16 protein-coding genes and 1 pseudogene are annotated in these 20,386 nt (G+C 63.0%); 8 read left to right on the top strand and 9 right to left on the bottom strand.

Annotation, left to right across the window (positions count from 1 at the left end):
• Positions 1-257: 257 nt before the first annotated feature.
• From PQQ52_RS05220 to ftrA, 4 genes are all read right to left on the bottom strand, one after another.
• Positions 258-1,475, bottom strand: a complete 1,218-nt coding sequence (locus tag PQQ52_RS05220) for a DUF2252 domain-containing protein (protein WP_408207496.1) — start codon at positions 1,473-1,475, stop codon at positions 258-260.
• A 41-nt stretch (positions 1,476-1,516) separates the two neighbouring features.
• Entirely contained in the window at positions 1,517-2,284 is a 768-nt protein-coding gene (locus tag PQQ52_RS05215; protein WP_408207494.1) for a bestrophin-like domain, read from the bottom strand.
• A gap of 156 nt (positions 2,285-2,440) precedes the next feature.
• Positions 2,441-3,415 (bottom strand): hypothetical protein, encoded by a 975-nt coding sequence (locus PQQ52_RS05210; protein ID WP_408207493.1) that lies wholly within the window; start codon positions 3,413-3,415, stop codon positions 2,441-2,443.
• 130 nt (positions 3,416-3,545) lie between these two features.
• On the bottom strand, positions 3,546-4,511 hold the full coding sequence (gene ftrA / locus PQQ52_RS05205; protein ID WP_408207491.1) for a transcriptional regulator FtrA: 966 nt from the start codon (positions 4,509-4,511) through the stop codon (positions 3,546-3,548).
• Positions 4,512-4,634: 123 nt separating this feature from the next.
• On the opposite strand from ftrA, the gene PQQ52_RS05200 reads away from it, so the two are divergent.
• The 3 genes from PQQ52_RS05200 to PQQ52_RS05190 all read left to right on the top strand — a co-directional run bounded on the left by PQQ52_RS05200 (position 4,635) and on the right by PQQ52_RS05190 (position 8,162).
• Positions 4,635-5,087: a rhodanese-like domain-containing protein gene (locus PQQ52_RS05200; RefSeq protein WP_408207489.1), complete on the top strand. Its 453-nt coding sequence runs from the start codon at positions 4,635-4,637 to the stop codon at positions 5,085-5,087.
• 80 nt (positions 5,088-5,167) lie between these two features.
• Positions 5,168-7,237 (top strand): putative bifunctional diguanylate cyclase/phosphodiesterase, encoded by a 2,070-nt coding sequence (locus tag PQQ52_RS05195; RefSeq protein WP_408207487.1) that lies wholly within the window; start codon positions 5,168-5,170, stop codon positions 7,235-7,237.
• A 118-nt stretch (positions 7,238-7,355) separates the two neighbouring features.
• Positions 7,356-8,162: a hypothetical protein gene (locus PQQ52_RS05190; RefSeq protein ID WP_408207485.1), complete on the top strand. Its 807-nt coding sequence runs from the start codon at positions 7,356-7,358 to the stop codon at positions 8,160-8,162.
• A gap of 16 nt (positions 8,163-8,178) precedes the next feature.
• On the opposite strand, the gene PQQ52_RS05185 is transcribed toward PQQ52_RS05190, so the two are convergent.
• From PQQ52_RS05185 to dapA, 4 genes are all read right to left on the bottom strand, one after another.
• The gene (locus tag PQQ52_RS05185) at positions 8,179-8,610 is read right to left on the bottom strand and encodes a bactofilin family protein (RefSeq protein WP_408207483.1); all 432 of its coding nucleotides are present in this window, start codon (positions 8,608-8,610) and stop codon (positions 8,179-8,181) included.
• A 174-nt stretch (positions 8,611-8,784) separates the two neighbouring features.
• Positions 8,785-9,183 (bottom strand): hypothetical protein, encoded by a 399-nt coding sequence (locus PQQ52_RS05180; RefSeq protein WP_408207481.1) that lies wholly within the window; start codon positions 9,181-9,183, stop codon positions 8,785-8,787.
• Complete coding sequence (locus PQQ52_RS05175) at positions 9,176-10,162, bottom strand: M23 family metallopeptidase (protein WP_408207479.1); 987 nt, start codon at positions 10,160-10,162, stop codon at positions 9,176-9,178. Before PQQ52_RS05175 ends, PQQ52_RS05180 begins: the two co-directional genes overlap by 8 nt.
• Before the next feature lie 328 nt (positions 10,163-10,490).
• On the bottom strand, positions 10,491-11,414 hold the full coding sequence (gene dapA / locus PQQ52_RS05170) for a 4-hydroxy-tetrahydrodipicolinate synthase (protein WP_408207477.1): 924 nt from the start codon (positions 11,412-11,414) through the stop codon (positions 10,491-10,493).
• Positions 11,415-11,812: 398 nt separating this feature from the next.
• On the opposite strand from dapA, the gene PQQ52_RS05165 reads away from it, so the two are divergent.
• Both PQQ52_RS05165 and PQQ52_RS05160 read left to right on the top strand, forming a co-directional pair.
• Positions 11,813-13,105 carry an aspartate carbamoyltransferase gene (locus PQQ52_RS05165; RefSeq protein WP_408207475.1) on the top strand — a complete coding sequence of 431 codons (1,293 nt, stop codon included), beginning with the start codon at positions 11,813-11,815 and terminating at the stop codon, positions 13,103-13,105.
• A gap of 235 nt (positions 13,106-13,340) precedes the next feature.
• Positions 13,341-14,804 carry an amino acid permease gene (locus PQQ52_RS05160; protein ID WP_408207473.1) on the top strand — a complete coding sequence of 488 codons (1,464 nt, stop codon included), beginning with the start codon at positions 13,341-13,343 and terminating at the stop codon, positions 14,802-14,804.
• 18 nt (positions 14,805-14,822) lie between these two features.
• Here the strand turns inward: PQQ52_RS05160 and PQQ52_RS05155 are convergent, their stop codons facing one another.
• A complete protein-coding gene (locus PQQ52_RS05155) occupies positions 14,823-15,911 on the bottom strand; it encodes a zinc-binding dehydrogenase (protein ID WP_408207471.1) in 1,089 nt (362 codons plus the stop codon).
• Positions 15,912-16,000: 89 nt separating this feature from the next.
• On the opposite strand from PQQ52_RS05155, the gene PQQ52_RS05150 reads away from it, so the two are divergent.
• The 3 genes and pseudogenes from PQQ52_RS05150 to PQQ52_RS05140 form a co-directional block, all read left to right on the top strand.
• Positions 16,001-16,912, top strand: coding sequence for a LysR family transcriptional regulator (locus PQQ52_RS05150; protein WP_408207469.1), 912 nt, complete (start codon positions 16,001-16,003; stop codon positions 16,910-16,912).
• 312 nt (positions 16,913-17,224) lie between these two features.
• Positions 17,225-19,474 (top strand): TonB-dependent receptor, encoded by a 2,250-nt coding sequence (locus PQQ52_RS05145; protein ID WP_408207467.1) that lies wholly within the window; start codon positions 17,225-17,227, stop codon positions 19,472-19,474.
• A 7-nt stretch (positions 19,475-19,481) separates the two neighbouring features.
• Positions 19,482-20,201 (top strand): annotated as a pseudogene (locus tag PQQ52_RS05140) (tetratricopeptide repeat protein); the annotation flags it as partial.
• Positions 20,202-20,386: the final 185 nt, after the last annotated feature.

The raw sequence follows: 20,386 nt of genomic DNA, 5'->3' as shown, positions 1-20,386 counted from the left end.
CAAGGCGATAAAACCAGAACATCGGACGTGGAACGGTTGCACGCAGTCCGGTTCGACGTGAGATATCCTGCATCGGGATGGATAGAGACGGACGGTCCAGTCTGGACAACTGAAAAGGGAAGACGGGGCGCATTTTCAGCAGCCCCATAGGGATATGTGTGGCACGGCGAAGCGCCGCCACCGACTGCTTGGAACGCCGTGAGAATCTCAGTGTAAAAACGCTGAACACCGCGCCAAGCGCCCAGCGAAACGCGCCCTCAAGACTTCTTCGCCGGCAAATTAAACTCCCCGCCGTCATAAGCCTCGCAATACGCCTTCCAATCAGCCGCCACCTGCGCCTCGCACTGCGTCGCGAGTTCGATCAACGGCAATTGCCAATCCTTGCGATTACCAAACGCAATCAGCTCGTCGGCAATCGACGACTTCTGCCGGCCGCCGCTGCGCAGTTGCCCCCACGCGCTCAATTGGGCCATGCTGTTGACCACGGCTTCGAGCCGCGGCAGTTTTCCGTCCCAGTCGCTCAACGCCACGCGGTCTTCCGAAGGTTGCAAGCTGCGCAGCACGTAGGAGCGCTGATTGAAATCAACCGCATGCAGGAACGCCTGCGAAACCGCCTGATTGCGCCGCTGAATTTCAACTACACGCTGCGCCTCGCTCTGCCACTTCGGCTGCGGCGTGCGCACATGGGGCGCCACCGAAGAAGGCAGCGCCTCTTTCAGATCGAGCAGATAGTTGCCGTCCGGCGAGCCCTTGCCTTCAACGAGAATCGCGTAGCGGTCCACGCCCAGGCTGCCGGTGCCGGCAATCCGCCGCGCCACGTCGATGATGCGATAGAAGTCGGGATTGGGTTCGCCAGCGGCAAATTTATGCATGAATTCGGTAACGGCGGCGCGCGCTTTATCGCTAACCGGCAGCGCTTTCTTGCCGTCGACTTTCAGCACGCGGGTCTTACCCTTGAGCGTGGTGCGCCGGTCGAGATGCGCGGCGCGCGTGCGGCTCACCAGCGCGTCGAACAGATCACGCACCATCCCGGTCGACGTCTCCGCTTCGATCCAGCGCGCTTTGCCGAAGGCAAGCGCCGCGCCATAGGCATCGACCGCGGTGTGGCAGAGCGCGAGTGCCTGCGCGCGGCTCAGCTTGAGATCGCTCGCGCCGACCAGCACGCTCGTGACGAGCCGCACCAGTTCGTAAAGACTCGGCGCGAGGCATGCTTCGTCGAAATCGTTGTTGTCGAAATAGCTGAGGCGGTTGTCACCCTTGTAACTGCCGAAATTTTCCACATGCATATCGCCGCAAATCCACACCGGCGGTGCATCGTCGAGCACCTTGTCACGTGGCAGACGCGCGTAAAACAGATGACACGTACCGCGCAGAAACACAAACGGCGAGCTGCGCATGAGCTTGTATTTCATCGCGAGCCGTTCAGGATCGCGGCCGGTATTGAAGCCGGCGATGGTCTGTGCGATATCGGACATGGTTTTTCCCTTCATGCGGCGCGTTGTAGTTCAGTACGGGTTCAATGCGAGCGGATCGAATCCACGAGCGCATGGAGATTGAGCGGCTTCACACGAATCACGCCGCCGCGCGGGCTGTCGATATCGGCGACCAGCATGAACGATAGCGACACAATCAGCGGAACGATCAGCAACAAACCGGCTCCTGCTTTCAAACCGCGCGCGCCGTAGCCGACCAGCACGTTGGCACACGCTGCGATCAGCACCATCAGCACCCATGCGGCACCGGGAATGCGATTCCACCACGCGGCCTGCGTGTAACCCTGCGTATTGAGCACATCGTTCATTCCGGCGACGGCGAGCGCGGCCACCGGCGTGGGCTGTGCGGCTGCGGCATTCTTCACTGTAGTCCACATTGCATCCTGCAGGCGCGATGTCTCGGCATTGACTTTGACGAGTTCGCCGACGTCGCGCGTCGTATAGAACAGCACGCGCTCGTCAAGATAGGTTTTCAGCAAGCCGCGCACGGTTGCCGCATCGGCGGCGGGCAGCAGATCGGCGCGGACGTATTCCGTGCCGATCGCATTCGCCTCTTCTTCCTCGTAGTTCTTGCGTTGATCGTAACGGCCCACCGCCATCGAAAACGTGAACCCGATGATCAACGCGAGCAGCGTCAGCGTGGCTGCCTGAATGACGCTGAAGTCGTCGCGTGCGGCGTCGTCGATTCTTCTGAATCTGCGCAGCAGCGACGCGCCAATGCGCGCGGCCAGCCACATCGCAACAAAGGAAGCGATGAAGACGAGTACCGGATAGTCGAGAATATTTTGCATGAGGGAGTGTCTTTTCTTATCGGAGTTTGGTTAGCGGAAATACTTTGAACGGCGACTCAACAAACGTGCATCGCCGCTGCATCATAAGAGACGCACGCGAATGGAAAAGCATGCGGTAGCAGTTGAACAGGTGCATGACCGGCAGCATGCCGACCGTCAGGAGCCTGTCATCAGATAGTAACGTCCGTCCGCGGTGACGTTGAAACCGAAGCCGCATTCCATCAGTGAGCCATGCGTCGCGACATCGAGCGTCTCCGGCGCGGAAAGCTTGAACTCGATCAGGCATTTGTCGGCGTGTTTATCCGCGTGTTTGTCGTAAGACGCGAGGTTGCTGATCCTGGCGGTAGCATCGAGTGGCGCATCGCCGCCGCCATCGGTCACCGGCACGCGTGCCACGCCGTCGTAGAACCGCACATAGGCCGACAGGCTGCCCATATTCGCACTCGGTTGACCGTCGGTGCCCACGGTCGGATACATGAAGTCGCCGTCGATCCGATAGACGCCGCGCCGCCCTTTCACCGGCTTCACCTCGATGCTGTTCCACGCGCCGAAAAACAGATAACTCGCAAAACGCGCGCCGTTCGGCGGCACACCGTTCACCACCGCTTTGGCGGCGATCAACTCGAGACGCTGACGCGCCGCCGCTACAGCACGGCCGAGCAGCGCGTCGTCGGGATAGTCGTTGCCGCGGCTTATCGCCGTCCGGTAGTACGCGCGCGCATCCGGCAACGCACCCAGCTTTAATTGCACGTCGCCTTGATGGACTAGCGCCATCGCCACGCGAGCCCGCGCCGAACTGGTTGCTTTCGGCGAGTTCGCCTCGTCGGCCTGCATGGCGGTGGCCTCGGCAAGGGCGGCTTCCATCTCGACCAGCGTTTGCGCGTCCTTGACGCGCCCTGCTTCGAGCGCGAACACGCCCAGCGCCGCGCATGACGCGTTCGTGCGGCACGGCACGTCCTTGCCCGCCAGCAGATTGCGGCGATACAGTTCGGCGCGCGAATTGGCAGCTTCCGTCTGCGCCGTGACGAGCGTGGGCATGAGCGCGGCAATAGCGGCACAGACAATGACGGCAGCGGCGGCGACGGCGGTTTTGAAGTTCATCAGAAAGAAAGGACGAGGGCGATGACGCATGTCGAACATGCGCTTCAAGTAGCGGTATGCGTGGCGCATTTGACCCGGATTGCCACGGACGCTGGCCGTGATGCTGACAGAAAATCAGCAATTGCGCGAACCCTTAAGTGATACGCATCGACCCGGCCGCTTATACCCCGGCCTGCGCCCCGAACTTCTTACGATACGCACCGGGGCTCGTCAACGCGATACGCCGGAAATGCCGCCGCAACGACTCTTCGGAACCGAAGCCCGCCAGCTCCGCAACGCGCGCCATCGGCAATGGGGTCGTCGCTTCGAGCAGTTCTCGCGCGATCGCCACGCGTTCGCGCACCAGCCATTCATAGGGCGCCATGCCGGTGGCATCGTGAAACTGCCGCTGCAGCGTACGCGGACTCATGGCCGCCCGTTCGGCGAGTGAGCACAAGGTGTGCGGCAAAGCGGGATGGCGATGCACCCAGTCCATCAGTTTCGCAAGGCGGCCGCCTTCGTCTTGCGGCATGGGCCGCGGTACGAACTGCGCCTGACCACCCTCGCGATGCGGCGCCACCACGAGCCGCTGCGCGACCCGGTTGGCGACTGCGCTGCCGTGATCGCGCCGTACCAGGTGCAGCAGCATGTCGAGCCCCGCCGCCGATCCGGCCGACGTGATGATCTGCCCTTCATCCACATATAACGCGTCCGGCTGCACGTGCAATTGCGGATAACGCTGTTGCAATTTGTCGGCGTAGCGCCAGTGCGTCGTGACGGTCTTGCCGTCCAGCACCCCCGAGGCAGCCAGTACGAACACGCCCGAGCAGATCGAACACAGGCGCGCGCCACGCTTGTAGGCGGCGCGAATTTTCTTCAGCAGGGGCTCGGGCGGCAACTCGTCAGCATCGCGCCAGCCGGGGATGACGATCGTATCGGCGCGATCCAGCAGCTTGAGCGTATACGGCGCGGCGACGGTGATGCCGCCGGCTGCGCGAATCGGACCGGGTTCGCTCGCGCAGACGGCGAAGCGATACCAGTCCACACCGAGTTCGGGACGTTCGAGCGCGAACAGTTCGGTTACGCAGCCGAATTCGAAGGTACAGAGCCGGTCGTAAGCCAGCGCGACGACACGATGATTGTGCATGGCGTGATGTTACCGGATATTGACGATTACGCCACTTACCCGGCGCCTGCCGCGTCGCGACAATGAAGGCTCCAGAATCGCTTCGCCACGCCGTCACGCTCACTCTCCTACCGGAACCTCGCCATGCCGACCAGCAACATCAGCACCGCCACCAACGCCGTCAACGCCATCCCCGCTGCCGATAGCGCCGCCGCACTCGCCCACTTCCAGGCGTCGCTGCAATTCGAAACCGATTGCGCCGACGTTCGCGCAGCACTCGCGAGCGGCACACCCGGCTTCGTGCTGCTCGACGTGCGCAGCCCGGCGCTGTTCGAGCAGGGCCACGTGCCGGGGGCGCTGAACCTGCCGCACGGCAAGATCGTGGCGTCGAAGCTCGCCGGATACCCCCAGGACACACTGTTCGTCACCTACTGCGCGGGCCCGCACTGCAACGGTGCCGCGCGCGGCGCCCTGCGTCTCGCCCAACTGGAACGACCCGTCAAATTGATGATCGGCGGCGTCACGGGCTGGCTCGCCGAAGGGTTCACCCTTGCGCAAACCCCGGCCAGCCGTGGGGTGCTCGACGCCCACCCCTAAGATATTGAAAATCAATTAAATAAACGCCGCGAACTGTCGATAACAGGTTCAGCCGCGCCTCTCCCGCGGTTGGACTTAACATGCAGAGCTCATACAATTTTTGGCTGGTCGCAATCTCGTTCGTCGTCGCGGCGCTGGCGTCGTACACGGCGCTCGATCTGACCGGCCGTATCTTCCTGCTGGCCTCGGCACGTCTGCGGCACGCCTGGCGCCTGGGCGGCGCCGCGGCGCTCGGTGTCGGGATCTGGTCGATGCACTTCGTCGCCATGCTCGCCTTCTCGCTGCCGATTCCGCTCGGCTACGACTTCGCGACCACCGCTTATTCGCTTGGACTCGCGATCGGCGTGTCGTATCTGGCGCTCGTCGTGACGACCCACGCGCGGCTCACGCCGCTTCGACTCCTGGCCGGTGGCGTGCTGATGGGCTTCGGCATTGCCGGTATGCACTACACCGGCATGGCGGCGATGCAAATGGACCCGGGCATCCACTATCAGCCGGGCTGGTTCGCTGGCTCGCTGACGATCGCGATCGCCGCGTCGACCGCCGCGTTGTGGATGGCGCGCGCGCTCAGCAACGACGATGACCGCCACGTGGTGCGCAAGCGTTTCGGCGCAGCGCTGGTGATGGCCGTCGCGATCAGCGGCATGCACTACGCCGGCATGGCGGCCGCCGAGTTTCCGCTGGGCGCCGTGTGCGGTGCGGCCAGGGGCGTGGACGCCGCATGGCTCGCCACCTCGGTGATCCTGTTCACGTTCGCGATTCTGATCGTCACGCTGATCCTGTCGCGTTTCGATGCACGCACCAGCTTTCTGATCGGCTCGGTGTCGACACTGAGTGGTCAGATCGTGCGGCTCGCCACGCTCGACACGCTGACGGGCCTGCCCAATCGCAGCACGCTCACGGACCGCATCGACCGCGCAATCGTTGAGGCGCGCCGGCGGCGCTCGCTGTTCGCCGTCCTGTTCATGGATCTCGACGGCTTCAAGACCATCAACGATTCGCTCGGCCACTCGGCCGGCGACGAAGTACTGTCCGCATTCGCACAGCGTCTTCTGCTGTGCGTGCGGACGAGCGACACCGTCGCGCGTCTCGGCGGCGACGAGTTCGTCGTGCTGTCCGAGAACCTGGCTTCGCGCGAAGCCGCCGGCACGATGGCCGAAGACGTGCTAGACCGGATGCGCCAGGGGGTATGGACCGACTCGCAACCGTTGCAGGTCATGCCGAGTATCGGCATCGCGCTGTATCCCTACGACGGCGATACCGTCGACACGCTGCTCAAACATGCCGACGCGGCCATGTACGAAGCCAAGCGCGCGGGCCGCAGCACCTATCGCTTCTTCGAGCAAAGCATGAATGAAGCCGCGACCCGCACGCTGCAGATTCAACGTGCACTGCACGAAGCGCTCACCGACGGCCTTTTCTCGCTACATTTCCAGCCGAAGTTCCACGGCAGCGGCGACTCGCTGGCGGGTGCTGAAGCGCTGATCCGCTTGCATCATCCGCAACTCGGCACGCTGGCGCCGCTCGAGTTCATTCCGCTTGCCGAGCGTTCGGGCCAGATCGTGCAGATCGGCTACTGGGTCCTGCGCGAAACTTGCCAGCAGATCCGCCGCTGGGTCGAGCAAGGCCTGCCGTCAATGAAAGTGGCGATCAATCTGTCACCGCGCCAGTTGTCGCAACCGAAGCTTGTCGCGACGATGCTCGAGATCGTGAAAGCCGAAGGCGTGCAATGCGAGCAGATCATGTTCGAAATCACCGAAACCGTCGCGATGCAGGACGCGCCGAAAACCATCGAAATGATCCGCGAATTCCAGGCAGGCGGCTTTGAGATCGCCATCGACGATTTCGGCACCGGCTATTCCAGCCTCGCCTATCTGCAACGCTTTCGCGTCAAGCAACTGAAGATCGACCGTTTCTTCACCAACGGGCTCGACGAACATGGCCCGGAAGGCAGCGCGATCGTTTCGGCAATAATCGCGCTCGCTCACTCGCTGGAAATGGACGTAGTGGCCGAAGGCGTCGAAACCGAATCGCAGTTCGACATCCTCAAGTCGATGATGTGCGACGAGATGCAGGGCTTCCTGCTAGGCATGCCGCTCACTGCCGACGACTTCGGCGAGCTGCTCCGCGAAAGAATGGTGGCCGCCTAAGCAGCCGGATCTGAAACTCACATGGCTACGCAGTTCAGTTGTATAACCTGGCGCGCCCCGCTGCGTCGCCTCGTTTTACTGATAAGCAGGAACAGGCAGATTGGCTGCTGGAGACTTCATGAAAATTGATGTAGCGACGTTCCAAACGGTGTGGCTGATCACGTTTCTGTGCAGCGCCCTTATCACCACGGCGCTTTCGCGCATGTTTGCGCACGTCGGCGCCTTCCGCTTCTGGGCCATCGGTTTTTATCTGCTTGCCACCGCCACGGCCTGCTTCGCGTTGCATGCGATCTGGCACACCGATCTGCTGCTGTTTGCCACCGCGACCCTGGCATTGCAAAGCCGCATTCTGATCTGGGCAGGCACGCGCGATCTGTTCGGTGCTTCGGCGCCGTGGCGCGCTGGCCTCGTTGTCACTGCCGTGTTCTGCCTGCTGTATGGAAGCGCGCTGGCATGCGATGCGCCGCTGCCGGTCCGCGCCGGCATGCTGGCGCTATTTTTCGCGCCGTGCCGGGCGGCAACGCTATATGAGGTGTGCCGCCGGCGCCGTCCGCAACTCGGGCCGGCACGCATGCTGGTGGCGATAGGCAGCGCTATCGCGACGCTCAATGCCATCGTGCCGCTCGTGCTCGTGGTGCTCGACCGCGCCAACATGACGCTGCTGTACGGCAATCCTCGCACCACTTCGGCCCTTTACGCCGTCGTGTTTGCAGGCGATCTGCTGTTGACTGTCGGCCTGATCGTGCTGGCTTTGCGCCAACTGATGGTTGAACGCGACATGCTCGCCACGCTCGACCGCGGCGCACTGGAACGTCTCGCCGAATCACGGGAAATGCGCGGACTGCGCGAATCGCACTCGTCACGCGGCGATATGCTCGGTCACGACGCGCCCGTGCAACGCCAGTCGCTGCCGGGGGCGATTTAACGCAAGGCGCGGCCGCTTAGCCGGCCTTGCGCTCCTCGCGCGCGGTGTCGGCTACCGATACGAGAATCGGTGTTGCCTGAGCGGCTTCCCGCTTGGTGAGCTTGCCGTCCACCGAGGCGCCGCAATCCATCCGCAACTGCTGGTAGTAGATGTTGCCGGTCACATGTGCATTGCTCTGCAACTCGACGAAGTGATCGGCGATCACGTCGCCGACGATCCTGCCGTTGACCACCACGTCATAGCCATGCACGTTGCCTTCGATCGAGCCCCGGTCGCTCAATACAAGCAGCGTCTGGCTGTCCGGCGCGCCGCTGACATTGCCCTTGACGTGGCCGTCCATGCGCAGGCCGTCGCTGAACAGGAGGTCGCCCGTGATCCGCACGTCGTGTGCGATGAGGGTGGCGAGCTTGGTCTGCTGGATGCCCGCGTGTTTTTTCTTGCTGAACATAAATATCTCTCGGAAATGAAAATGTTCGTCGCGTGATGCTTGCCGGGCGACGATCCGGGCGTTGGTTGATCAGTTGCAGTGCTTGCCGCGTTGCAGCGCTGCATGCTTCGGGTCAGTACGGTATGGGTCGGGGTTCGACGCGGGGTTACCGCATATCGTGCCGCTCACCCACGGTTAGCGGCGCGGCGCTTCCGTTTGTGCGGGCGGCCTGGTCGTGCTCTGGCCGCGTAGGAACTGCAATTCGGCACTCAATCGCGCGACGTCGGCGGCGGCGCTGTCCGCGGTTTTCTGCACCGCGGCGCGCGCCGCCGATTCTTGCGCCAGCGCAAGCCGCGTACGGGCGAGTTCCGTCTCTTCGCTGCCCTCATCGACGGGCGCCACCTTGCATGGGTCAGCCGACGTGCCGGGGTGCTGCGCGTGCCACGCCACAACAGTCGCCGCGCCGCCTGCCGCGCTGAGTGCGCACACCAGAACCCACACCGTCACGCGAAGGACGAGCGGCCGCGTGGGCTGCAACATATAGGTGCGATGGGTCAAATTGCCCGCATCGCGGGAAAGACGTCGTTCAACCATGGGGCGTGGGCGCAAATAGCGCGAGGTAGGCAGCCGGATCGACCGGCGCGCCGTTGACCAGCACTTCGAAATGCAGATGCGGGCCGGTGGAGCGGCCGGTTGAGCCGACATCGGCGACATACTGGCGCGGCAGCACCAGATCGCCGACATGCACGACAATGCGCGATGCGTGGCCGTACCGCGTCACGAGGCCGTTGCCGTGATCGATTTCGACCGCGTTGCCGTAGCCCGACTTCTCGCCAGCGAAGATCACGCGGCCACCTGCTGCCGCCATAATCGGCGTACCGGTTTTGGCGACCAGGTCGATGCCCGGATGAAAACTCAAACGATGCGTGAACGGATCGGTGCGATTGCCGAACGGCGAACCGAAGCGCGCGCCGTCGGCGGGCATGCGGCCGGGAAAGGCGGCGTACGCGATCGCGTGGTCAGCGGTTTGTTGCTCGAGCGCGGACAGCGTTGCGGCGATGCAGTCCAATTGTTGACGCGTGCGCCCGGCATCGGCATGACCGGCCGGTTGCGGCAGGACATCCGTGCAGCGGCGCGGCGGCAAAGAAGGGCCGCCCTCGCCTTCGCTATCGGTAGCGGACGTATCGGGCTCGGAGGCGGCGCCCGGCGTAGCCGGCGCGGCGGGTATGACCGGCGCGCGCGGTGCCGGCCGCGGCGTATTCAGACGTGCTTCGAAATCGCGCAACACGCCGACCTGCGCCGTCAGGCGCGCGATGCGCGGTTCAATCTGCGCCATGGACGCGTTCAGCTTGCCAAGTTGATCGATTGCATAATCGTGCTCGACACGGTTCACGGCCTGATCGCCGGAGCCGCCGTGCGCCGGCCAATGCATGCCGATCGCTATGCCCGCGGCAAGCGCCAGCGCTGCTGCGCCGAACGCCGTGGCAATCGCGATGGTCCGCGCGGTGCGGCGCGTGACGAAGCTGATTGAGCCGCTGGAAAGCTGACTGCCGGCGCGAAACGAGGAGGACATCAACGGCCCCCGGCGCGGGCCGCACAGCGCATGTTCAGCGTATTCGGTGTGTTGAAGGTGCCCGGTGTGCTGAGCGTGCTGAAGCGGCGCTGGAGGTGGGTGGACAAGACTAACTGCATGCGGCATCGACCGGACAAAATACCGGTGGTGATCATGGACAAAGGGCGCCGATTATCGCCCGGCATCACGAACCATCATCTCAAATACAGACGGCACTGCGAGACGGCAGATGGCGTGTGGCGGATGCCGCGCATCAGATGCGGTCTGCGGATGCGGCGAGCTTGCCGTGCGCGTGGTGCTCCGATGCGCACGGCAAGCGCATCGACACTCAAGCTGACAATGCCGCCGCCTGCGGCTCTATCCGATCAAGCCCTTCCAACGCCCTGAGCCGCGCGACCAGCGCATCGCCGGCGGGCGTCATCGGCATGCGCAACTCGTCGCGTATCAGGTCTTGCGCGGCGAGCAGGGCCTTCACGGGCGCCGGATTCGGTTCGGCGAACAGCGCCTGGATCAGCGGTACAAGCGTATGAAAAATGCGCCGTCCTTCGTCGAGCCGGCCCGCTGACAGCGCGCGATACAACGCGACGAACCGTTCGGGCCGCACATGCGCCGAGGCCGCGATCGCCCCGCTCCCACCCAGACACAACGTATTGAAAATATTGATGTCTTCACCGGTGAGCACCTGCAAGCGGCCGTCGTGAATCAGCGCGAGCGTGGTATCGAGCGAACCGGCGCAATCCTTCACCGCCTGAATCCGCGGATGCGCGGCGAGCGTCAGCAGCGTGTTGAGTTCGAGCCGCACGCCGGTTCGATAGGGAATGTCGTACAGCACGACGGGCTTGTCGCTCGCATCGGCAAGCGCCATGAAATGCCTGATGATGCCCGCTTGCGAAGGCCGGATGTAATACGGCGCGGCCATCAGCACACCAGCGATCGGCAGTGAATTCAGTTGCCCGATGCGCTCCTGCATGCTCGCCGTGTGATTGCCCGACACGCCGACCAGCACCGGCAGTGCTTGTGCGTCAACTGCGCCGCGTGCGGCGGCTTGCGCTTCGTCGAGAATCGTCGCCAGCACGGCGTCCTGTTCGGCGGCGTCGAGCGCGGCCGGCTCGCCGGTCGTGCCGAGCGCGACCAGCCCGGCAATCCCCGCGTCGGCATAGCGGCGCACCAGCGCGCGCAGCGCGGCGTGATCCACCTCGCCATCGGCGAACGGCGTGATGAGCGGAACCCAGATACCCGAAAAAATAGACATGTCTTTACCTCGATGACGACCGTATCGATTCCGATCAGCGGTGCGAGGGAGGAAAGACAGGGAATGCCGCAGGTGGGCGTTGACCGGCTGTTCCGTCGCAACATCTGACGGAACAGCGTGCTCCGGTCAGATGAGCGGCTGTTTTTTGGCTTTGGCGCTGACGCTCGCGAAATTCGCGCGCGCGACCGCGACGCTCGCAAATGCGAGACGTAGGGTGGTTGACAGGCGGAGTCGGAGCGTTTGGCCGGGATGCATGAAGCGCAGTGTAACCGCGTCCGGCGTGAGTTTGCAAAGCGGGTTGGCCAAACTCGCAAAATTGCTTGACTTCTGCGACAGGAAAACTAATATACGCACCGCGTACATGACCGGTACGCAACCCACTCTCGACAGGTGCCCGTATGAGCGTCCCGCAACAAGCCTTCCTACGCGACGCGATGCGTCGTCTGAACATGACCCGCGACACGTTCGCGAGCCGCATCGGCGTATCGCGCCGCGCGCTCGACACATGGCTGCTGCCGGACGATTCGCAGGAATCGCGGGCCATGCCGGAGATCGTGGAGCGTTTCGTGTCGGAAATCGTGGTGCATGGCGAGCCGGGCGAAAAATATACGCAAAGCGTAGACTCGCAGTCGCTTGCGAGCCAGATGCTGTTCGAGGGCAAGCCGCAACTGCTGTCGGTCGATCAGTTCTCGCGCGACTCGGTCGAGGCGCTGTTTCGCGTCGCCGACATCATGCAGCCGATCGCGCGGCGCCGGAAAATCTCCCGCGTGCTCGAAGGCGCGGTGCTCGGCAATCTGTTTTTCGAGGCCAGCACGCGGACTCGCGTGAGCTTCGGCGCGGCATTCTGCCGGCTCGGCGGCTCGGTGTGCGACACCACCGGCTTCACTTTTTCGTCGATGGCAAAGGGCGAGTCGATCTACGACACCAGCCGTGTGATGAGCGGCTATGTGGATGCGCTGGTGATCCGCCATCCGGAACAAGGCTCGGTAGCCGAATTCGCGCGCGCCACCAATGTGCCGGTGATCAACGGCGGCGACGGCCCCGGTGAGCATCCGAGCCAGGCGCTGCTCGACCTGTACACGATCCAGCGCGAGTTCTCGCGGCTAGGCAAGATCGTCGACGGTGCGCATATCGCGCTGGTCGGCGATCTGAAATATGGCCGTACGGTGCATTCGCTGGTCAAGCTGCTGGCGCTGTATCGCGGCATCAAGTTCACGCTGATCTCGCCGCCGATGCTCGAAATGCCGAGCTACATCATCGAGCAGATTTCACGCAACGATCACGTGATCGAGCAGACCCACGACCTGACCGCCGGGCTGCGCGGCGCCGACGTGGTGTATGCCACACGCATCCAGAAAGAGCGCTTCACCGACGAATCGTTCGAAGGCTATACGCCGGATTTCCAGATCAACCAGGCGCTGATGGACAGCGTATGCGGCGCCGATACGCTGATCATGCACCCGCTGCCGCGCGACAGCCGGCCGGGCGCGAACGATCTGAGCGTCGATCTGAATCACGATTCGCGTCTTGCGATTTTCCGGCAAACCGATAACGGCATTCCGGTACGGATGGCGATTTTCGCCGTGCTGCTGGGCGTCGAAAAGCTGGTCCAGCATTCAATGCGCGATGCCGCGTGGCGTCCGCCCGTTTATCTCGGTCCGGACGATGCGGTGTTTCACGGCATCGATTGATCGGGATTCGATGATTAAAAGACGGCCTTGCGGCTCACCCGCAAGGCCGTTTCTGTAACCGCAACACCGATCTTCAGTACACAGCGGATTAAATCCAGACTAGACTGAATTCGACAGTCCCCTCCTCAACCGCAATATCAACAGTGTCAGTCGCCTTAAAAGCAGTCGCTTATTGCAGTGCGTCACGGATCGATTTGATTTCGGATTCACCAACATACGAACTGGACGACTCATCATGGCCGACACAAGTTATATGGCGCGCAAATCCGTCGCGGATATTGTCGCAAGCGCGGAGGGCGGTGAACACCATCTGTCGAAGTCGCTGGGCGCGTTCAGCATTACGGCGATGGGGATCGGCGCGATCATCGGCGCCGGCATCTTTGTTCTGACCGGCACGGCCGCGGCGCATTATGCGGGGCCGAGCATCATTCTTTCGTTTGTGCTCGGCGGGATTGCCTGCGCCTTTGTCGGACTCTGCTACTCCGAACTGGCCGCCATGCTGCCAGTCTGCGGCAGCAGCTATACCTACACCTATGCCACGCTCGGCGAATTATTTGCGTGGATCATCGGCTGGGATTTGATCCTCGAGTATGCGATGGGCGCGGCGACCGTTGCGGTCGGCTGGTCGGGCTACATCGTGAGCCTGTTGCATAACGTCGGGATTAGCATTCCGCCCACCCTGGCGGCTGCGCCCGGCACCACGGTAACGCTCGCCGATGGCAGCACGGTGGCCGGGATCGTCAATTTGCCGGCGGTCTTCATTATCGCCGTGCTGACCACCTTGCTCGTGCTCGGCACCAAGGAGTCGGCGCGGCTCAATAACATCATGGTTGCGATCAAACTGACCGTGGTGCTGGCGTTCATCGTCATCGGCGCATTCTTTGTGCATCCGGCCAACTGGCATCCGTTCATTCCACAAAACACCGGCGAATTCGGCAATTTCGGCGCGAGCGGCATTCTGCGCGGATCGGCCGTCGTATTCTTCGCTTTCATCGGCTTCGATGCGGTGTCCACCGCGGCCCAGGAGGCACGCAAGCCGCAGATCGACATGCCGATCGGCATTCTGGGCTCACTGGTGGTCTGTACCGTGCTCTACATCGCGGTCGCAGGCGTGCTGACCGGACTCGTTCCATATGCCGAGCTCAACGTTCCGGATCCGATTGCGAAAGGCGTCGATGCGATCGGCGTCACCTGGTTTTCCGTGCTCATCAAGATCGGCGCGCTGACGGGCCTGACGACCGTGATACTCGTGCTGCTGTATGGTCAGAGCCGTATCTTCTTCACGATGTCACAGGATGGCCTTCTGCCGCACTTGTTCGCGCGAGTCCACCCGCGTCTGCAAACACCCCATCTGAGCCAGATGATGATCGGCGCCATCGTCGCGATCGTGGCCGCGTTCACGCCGATCAACGTGTTAGGCGAGATGGTCAGCATCGGCACCCTGTTCGCGTTCATTCTCGTCTGCGGCGCCGTGATCTATCTGCGCCGCAGCGACGCGGGCGCCTCCAGGCCGTTCCGCGCGCCGGGCGTGCCGGTGATCCCGGTCCTCGGGATTCTGTTTTGCCTCCTGCTGATGGCCGGGCTGCCGCTCGTTACGTGGCTACGGCTCGTTGTCTGGCTCGTGATCGGGCTCATCATCTATGGGATCTACGGCCGCAATCATTCGCGCCTCCGCCATCCGGAACGGGCTCCCGACTGAGATCCCAACGCGTCGTGCTCAACCCCACGCTTGTGGGGATTGGCCTTCCACGACCGTGCATTGCAGACCCGCCATGCGGCCGGCAGCGTCGATGGCCGCTTCGAGTTGAGCGAACGGATATGACTTCAATTCGACCGCCTCGAGCGGAATCTGTCCGGACGTCACGAGCGAAACCAGCGCGAGATAGTCGGCGCGCGTGTACATGAAGTGGCCGATCAATTCCCAGTTGTTCTGCAACATCTCCCTGTACGTGATCGGCAAGTCCACTTGCATGCTGCCCATCAGCACGAGCCGCCCGCCGCGGCGCAGGCTGCGCAATGCGGCAAGGGTCGCGTTCGCGTCGGTGGCCTGCCCGACCATGTCGAACGCGAGGTCCGCGCCGCCACCGCTTGCGGCGCGAATCGCCGCTGTGTCTTGCGCGGCGTCGCCGGTCAGCACGACGGGCACCACACGCCCGCGACCCTGCTCGACCAACGCTTGCAGCGGTTCCGGGCGCCGGGCAAGCGCGACGACCTTGCTCGCGCCGACAGCCAGCGCCGCAAGGACGGCCGCCGAGCCGAAGTAACCGCTCGCGCCGTTGACCACCACCGTTTCGCCCGCTGACAGACGGCCGCGTCGCAAACCACCGAACGGCACCGAGAATTTGCCCAGCACTGCGAGACGTGCGGCATCGATCTCATCCAGACCGTCCAGCGCGATCAGCGTCGAGGCTGGGAATTCGGCCATTTCGCGCAATGTGCCGTGCGGAAACTCAGCCAGCAGCGCACCGCTGTCGGTGCTGATGGCAGTGAGCCCCAACAGCGCTTGTGCCGGCTCGCGCACCGTTTCGTCGGCAATCCAGTAAGGATTCACGGCAACCCGCTGACCCGCGCGAAATGCCACCACGCCCTCGCCGACCGCAACGACCCGGCCAACACCATTGGTGCCGGGCGAAAACGGTCCCGGTGGGTACGCATACGGCAATTTCCCTTCGACATAGTCGCGCGTGTAACTGAGCAACGGCACGGCCTCCATCCGCACCAGCACGGCGTTACGGCGCGGCTGCGGTTGGGTCAGGTCGCGCAAGGCCAGCGGCTTGCCGGGTTCATCGAGCATCCAGGCTTTCATGTTGATGTTCCTCAGTTCATTTCGGTGGTTGAACTATAGAAGCGCGGTACGTATTCTAGAAATCAATTACTTGTATGCGACCTATCAACATGATTGATCTGCGCGGCATCGATTTGAATTTACTGGTTTCGCTCGACGCGCTGCTCGCCGAGTCCAATGTCACGCGCGCGGCCGAGCGGCTGCATCTGACACAACCGGCCGTCTCCACGCAACTCGCGCGCTTGCGGCAGATCTTCGGCGATCCGCTGCTGTTGCCCGCTGAAACCGGCCGCGGCATGACGCGCTCCGCGCGGGCGCTGGAGTTAATGACGCCGCTGCATGCCGCGTTGAAGAGTCTCGAAGCAGTGGTGCGCCACCAGCCGGCCTTCGATCCACTCACCGACACGCGGCGCTTCGTGATTGCCGCGCACGACAACGCCACCGCGGTGCTCGGCATGCGCCTGATGGAGCGCTTGCCGGTATTGGCGGGGCCGGGTGTGCGCGTGGCGTTTGTGATCGGCGATCAGCCCACCGCCGCGTCGCGGCTCGAAAGCGGCGAGATCGACCTGCTGCTCGGTTCCGACCGGATGATTCCGCCGTCGATGAAAGCCCGCAAGCTCTACGACGAGCATTTCGTGTTCGCGCAGCGCAAGGGCCACCCGCGCGGCACCGTCCCACTCGACCTCGACGCCTACTGCGCGCTCAACCACGTACTCGTGTCGACCAGCGGCGGCAGCTTTCACGGCTTCATGGATGAGCACCTCGATGAACTCGGCCGCGAGCGGCGCGTCGCGTTGTCGGTCCAGCACTTCACGCTGGTGCCTGAGTTGTTGTCGAACACCGACTATGTTTCGACGCTGCCGTCGCGCTTCGCGGTACGCTACATCGATCGGCTCGATACCTTTGCGCTGCCGTTCGACGCGCGCGGCTTCACGCTGTACGCGGCGTGGCATCCGCGCAACCAGGCCGATCCGGCGCTCGTGTGGCTGCGGGAAACGCTGGCTGGATTGGCGGCACAGTAAGAATTGGGGCGGACACGGCCCGCCCGTCGATAAGAAAGGCACATCACGCACTGCAAGCGCCACTCGCGCACATCATCCTCACGCCTCAAGTAGTCACCAAACTCCCTCTTTCTTCACCCATCTTCGTGGATTAACCCGGCAATCTCATTCGCTGGCGCATCCACTTCAATTCCACACCACGAGATTTTTTGATGCGAACGCTTCTCAATTACAGCTAGATTGCATAGAATGCACACCGAAAACAATTTGTAATAAACATGGAATATCCGGGTAAGGAACGCCCGGTCACAGCACTCAACAACGGGGATAAAAATGAAGTTGCGGTCCGACGAACCGAAGCTCGGGAAAATCAGCACGACGCTGTGCAGCATGTTGGCAGCCGGCCCCGCCCTCGCGCAGGGCACAGTGGGCACGGCGCCGCCTGACAAGGAAAGCCAGCTCGCGCCGATCGCGGTACAGGGCCAGTCGGACGACGGCTTCAAGACCGACCATTCGGCCTCGGTCAAATTCACCGCGCCGCTCGTAGATACGCCGAAGTCGGTCACCGTGATTCCGCAGGAGTTGATCAGGAGCACGGGCGCCTCGACGCTGACGGAAGCGCTGCGCACGGTGCCGGGCATTACCTTCGGCGCCGGTGAAGGCGGCAATCCGCTCGGCGACCGGCCGTTTATCAGGGGCTACGATGCGCAAGGCAGCACCTTCGTCGACGGCATGCGCGACATCGGTGCGACCACCCGTGAAGTGTTCAATATCGAAAGCGTCGAAGTGACCAAGGGTTCGGACGGCGCCTACGGCGGCCGCGGCGGCGCGGGCGGCAGCATCAACCTGATTACCAAGACCCCGCATCTGGGCAATTCCGCCGACGGCAGCGCGGGCCTCGGCACCGACCGCTACCGCCGCTTCACCGCCGACGCCAACTGGCAAATGGCCGATCACGCGGCCTTCCGCCTGAACGTGATGAGCCACAACAACGACGTGGCCGGCCGCGACGCGGTCAACAACGAGCGCTGGGGCATCGCGCCGTCGTTCACCTACGGCCTCGGCACGCCAACCCGCGTCACGGCGAGCTACTACCATCTCTCGACCGACGACCTGCCCGACAGCGGTATTCCGTACTTCTACACGACCACCAACAAACCGGCCAACGTCGACACGATCTATCCGGCCAATGTGGACCGCCACAACTTTTACGGCCTGATCGACCGCGATTTCCGCAAGACGACCTCAGACGTCGGCACGGTGCGCATCGAACACGACATCAACAGCAACCTGACGATCCGCAACACCACGCGCTATACGAAGTCCACCCAGGACTACATCTGGACGCAGCCCGACGACAGCCAGGGCAATGTCGTCAACGGCATGGTGTGGCGCCGCGCGAATACGCGTGCCAGCGACGTCTATAGCCTCGCGAACCAGACCGAACTGTTCGGCGAGTTCAAGACCGGCTTCCTGAAACATAGCTTCACGACCGGCCTCGAACTATCGCGCGAAACCAGCGTGAACGATTCGTACACCGTAGCTGCAGCCACCGGCGCGATCTGCAAAACCAAAGGCATCGGCGCGGCGTCGGGCTATAACTGCACGAGCCTGTGGTCGCCGAATCCGAACGACCCATGGGCCGGTTCGGTGAACCTCGCTCACGATCCGAGCGAGCAGCGCACCACCACCAAATCGCTGTATGCATTCGATACGATCGAACTCACCAAGCGCTGGCAGGCCAACGTCGGTTTGCGCGTCGACGATTACTCGACTGATTTCCGCAACACGGTTGCCAACGGCGGCAAGCGCACCTCGCGCGACGATACGCTGTTCAACTACCAGTTCGGCCTCGTCTTCAAACCGGCTTCCAACGGCAGCGTGTACGCGTCGATCGCGACCTCGTCGACGCCGGCCGGCGCCCTGCTCGGCCAGGGCAGCGAAACGCAATCGCTGACGCCGGGCCGCGGCGGTGTCGGTGCGAACGCGGATCAACTCGCCCCGGAAAAGAACCGCAGCGTCGAACTCGGCACCAAGTGGAATGTGCTGAACAATCGGCTCTCGCTGACCGGCGCACTGTTCCAGATCGATACGACCAACGCTCGCGTCACGCTGCCGAATAACGAATACGCGATGGTCGGCAATAAGCGCGTGCAAGGTTTCGAATTCGGCGTGGCCGGGCAATTGACGAACAAGTGGCAAGTGTTCGGCGGCTACACGTACATGAAGAGCCAGTTGCGCGACAACGGCAAGACCACGTCGGATAACGGCCACCAGTTCCCAAATACGCCGAAGAACAGCATCAGCCTGTGGACCAACTACGACGTCCTGCCGAAGTTCACGATCGGCGGCGGTGCGTTCTACATGTCGCAGGTGTACGGCGACACGGCGAATCTGCGCGCGGTGCCGTCGTACTGGCGCTTCGACGGCATGGCGACGTACCGGATCAACAAGAAGGTCGACCTGCAACTGAACGTGCAGAACATCTTCAACCGGACGTATTACGACCAGGCGTATCCGGCGCACTACGCGTCGATCGCAGCCGGCCGCTCCGCCTTCCTGACGCTCAACGCGCACTACTAAGCACGGCATGACGGAACAGGTGACGCTGAAGGCGCTGGCGAGCGCGTCGCATGACGAGCTCGCCGCAATTCTCTCCGGGCCGCCCGCCAAAGCCGCTGCATGGGTGGCGGCAGCGGCGCATAACGGCATCGTCGAGGCACAGGCGGTGTACGGCCAGTATCTGCTCGACGGTCACGGCGTAGAGCGCAATGCCGAAGAAGCGGTGACGTGGTTCAAGCACGCGGCACGGCAGGATCATCCGATGGCGATGAATATGCTGGGCCGGTGTTATGAACACGGTTGGGGAACCACCGCGTGCGCGCCGGTGGCGGTCTATTGGTACCGCCTCGCGGCGCAGGCCGGTCTCGACTGGGGCATGTACAACTATGCATCGGCGTTGGCGCTCGGCAACGGTGTGGCGTGCGATCGTGCAGCGGCGCTGCACTGGTTCCGGCGCGCCGCTGAACTGGGTCACGTTAAGTCGGTCAATTTTGTCGGCAGCTTTTACGAAGACGGCTGGGAAGTCGATGCCGACCCAAGCATCGCGCTCGACTATTACCGGCGCGCAGCGGTGGGCGGCGATTTTCGCGGCCAGTTCAACTATGCGCGGCTACTGGCAGAACACGGCGAGATCGAAGCCGCGCTGGAATGGCTAAAGCGTGTGCCGCACACGGCAACTACAGCGTTCGTCGCGAAGATGCAGGCGTGGCTGGCTGCTTCGCCGGTCGGCGCATTTCGTACGTTGGCTAAACAGATGAATGCAGACCTACGTGCGCAGATAGCGGCGAAAATGAGCGCGCATACGGGCATGGTCCGGGGCACGAATACAAGCGCGAATCCAGGCATGGACTCCGGTACGAATACAAGCGCGGCTGCAGACACGGCGATACCCCAAGCCCAGACAAGCACGGCAGCAGGCGCGATGACGCCCCA

Source organism: Paraburkholderia sediminicola (genome assembly GCF_046030555.1).
Taxonomy (GTDB): Bacteria; Pseudomonadota; Gammaproteobacteria; order Burkholderiales; family Burkholderiaceae; genus Paraburkholderia; species Paraburkholderia sediminicola_E.
This window is presented reverse-complemented; position numbering and strand designations above follow the sequence as displayed.

What these genes read in the sequence shown, in the direction of transcription:
- PQQ52_RS05220 (WP_408207496.1), bottom strand. Translation starts at nt 1,475, where the DNA reads ATGTCCGATATCGCACAGACCATCGCCGGCTTCAATACCGGCCGCGAT.
- PQQ52_RS05215 (WP_408207494.1), bottom strand. Translation starts at nt 2,284, where the DNA reads ATGCAAAATATTCTCGACTATCCGGTACTCGTCTTCATCGCTTCCTTT.
- PQQ52_RS05210 (WP_408207493.1), bottom strand. Translation starts at nt 3,415, where the DNA reads ATGCGTCATCGCCCTCGTCCTTTCTTTCTGATGAACTTCAAAACCGCC.
- ftrA (WP_408207491.1), bottom strand. Translation starts at nt 4,511, where the DNA reads ATGCACAATCATCGTGTCGTCGCGCTGGCTTACGACCGGCTCTGTACC.
- PQQ52_RS05200 (WP_408207489.1), top strand. Translation starts at nt 4,635, where the DNA reads ATGCCGACCAGCAACATCAGCACCGCCACCAACGCCGTCAACGCCATC.
- PQQ52_RS05195 (WP_408207487.1), top strand. Translation starts at nt 5,168, where the DNA reads ATGCAGAGCTCATACAATTTTTGGCTGGTCGCAATCTCGTTCGTCGTC.
- PQQ52_RS05190 (WP_408207485.1), top strand. Translation starts at nt 7,356, where the DNA reads ATGAAAATTGATGTAGCGACGTTCCAAACGGTGTGGCTGATCACGTTT.
- PQQ52_RS05185 (WP_408207483.1), bottom strand. Translation starts at nt 8,610, where the DNA reads ATGTTCAGCAAGAAAAAACACGCGGGCATCCAGCAGACCAAGCTCGCC.
- PQQ52_RS05180 (WP_408207481.1), bottom strand. Translation starts at nt 9,183, where the DNA reads ATGGTTGAACGACGTCTTTCCCGCGATGCGGGCAATTTGACCCATCGC.
- PQQ52_RS05175 (WP_408207479.1), bottom strand. Translation starts at nt 10,162, where the DNA reads ATGTCCTCCTCGTTTCGCGCCGGCAGTCAGCTTTCCAGCGGCTCAATC.
- dapA (WP_408207477.1), bottom strand. Translation starts at nt 11,414, where the DNA reads ATGTCTATTTTTTCGGGTATCTGGGTTCCGCTCATCACGCCGTTCGCC.
- PQQ52_RS05165 (WP_408207475.1), top strand. Translation starts at nt 11,813, where the DNA reads ATGAGCGTCCCGCAACAAGCCTTCCTACGCGACGCGATGCGTCGTCTG.
- PQQ52_RS05160 (WP_408207473.1), top strand. Translation starts at nt 13,341, where the DNA reads ATGGCCGACACAAGTTATATGGCGCGCAAATCCGTCGCGGATATTGTC.
- PQQ52_RS05155 (WP_408207471.1), bottom strand. Translation starts at nt 15,911, where the DNA reads ATGAAAGCCTGGATGCTCGATGAACCCGGCAAGCCGCTGGCCTTGCGC.
- PQQ52_RS05150 (WP_408207469.1), top strand. Translation starts at nt 16,001, where the DNA reads ATGATTGATCTGCGCGGCATCGATTTGAATTTACTGGTTTCGCTCGAC.
- PQQ52_RS05145 (WP_408207467.1), top strand. Translation starts at nt 17,225, where the DNA reads ATGAAGTTGCGGTCCGACGAACCGAAGCTCGGGAAAATCAGCACGACG.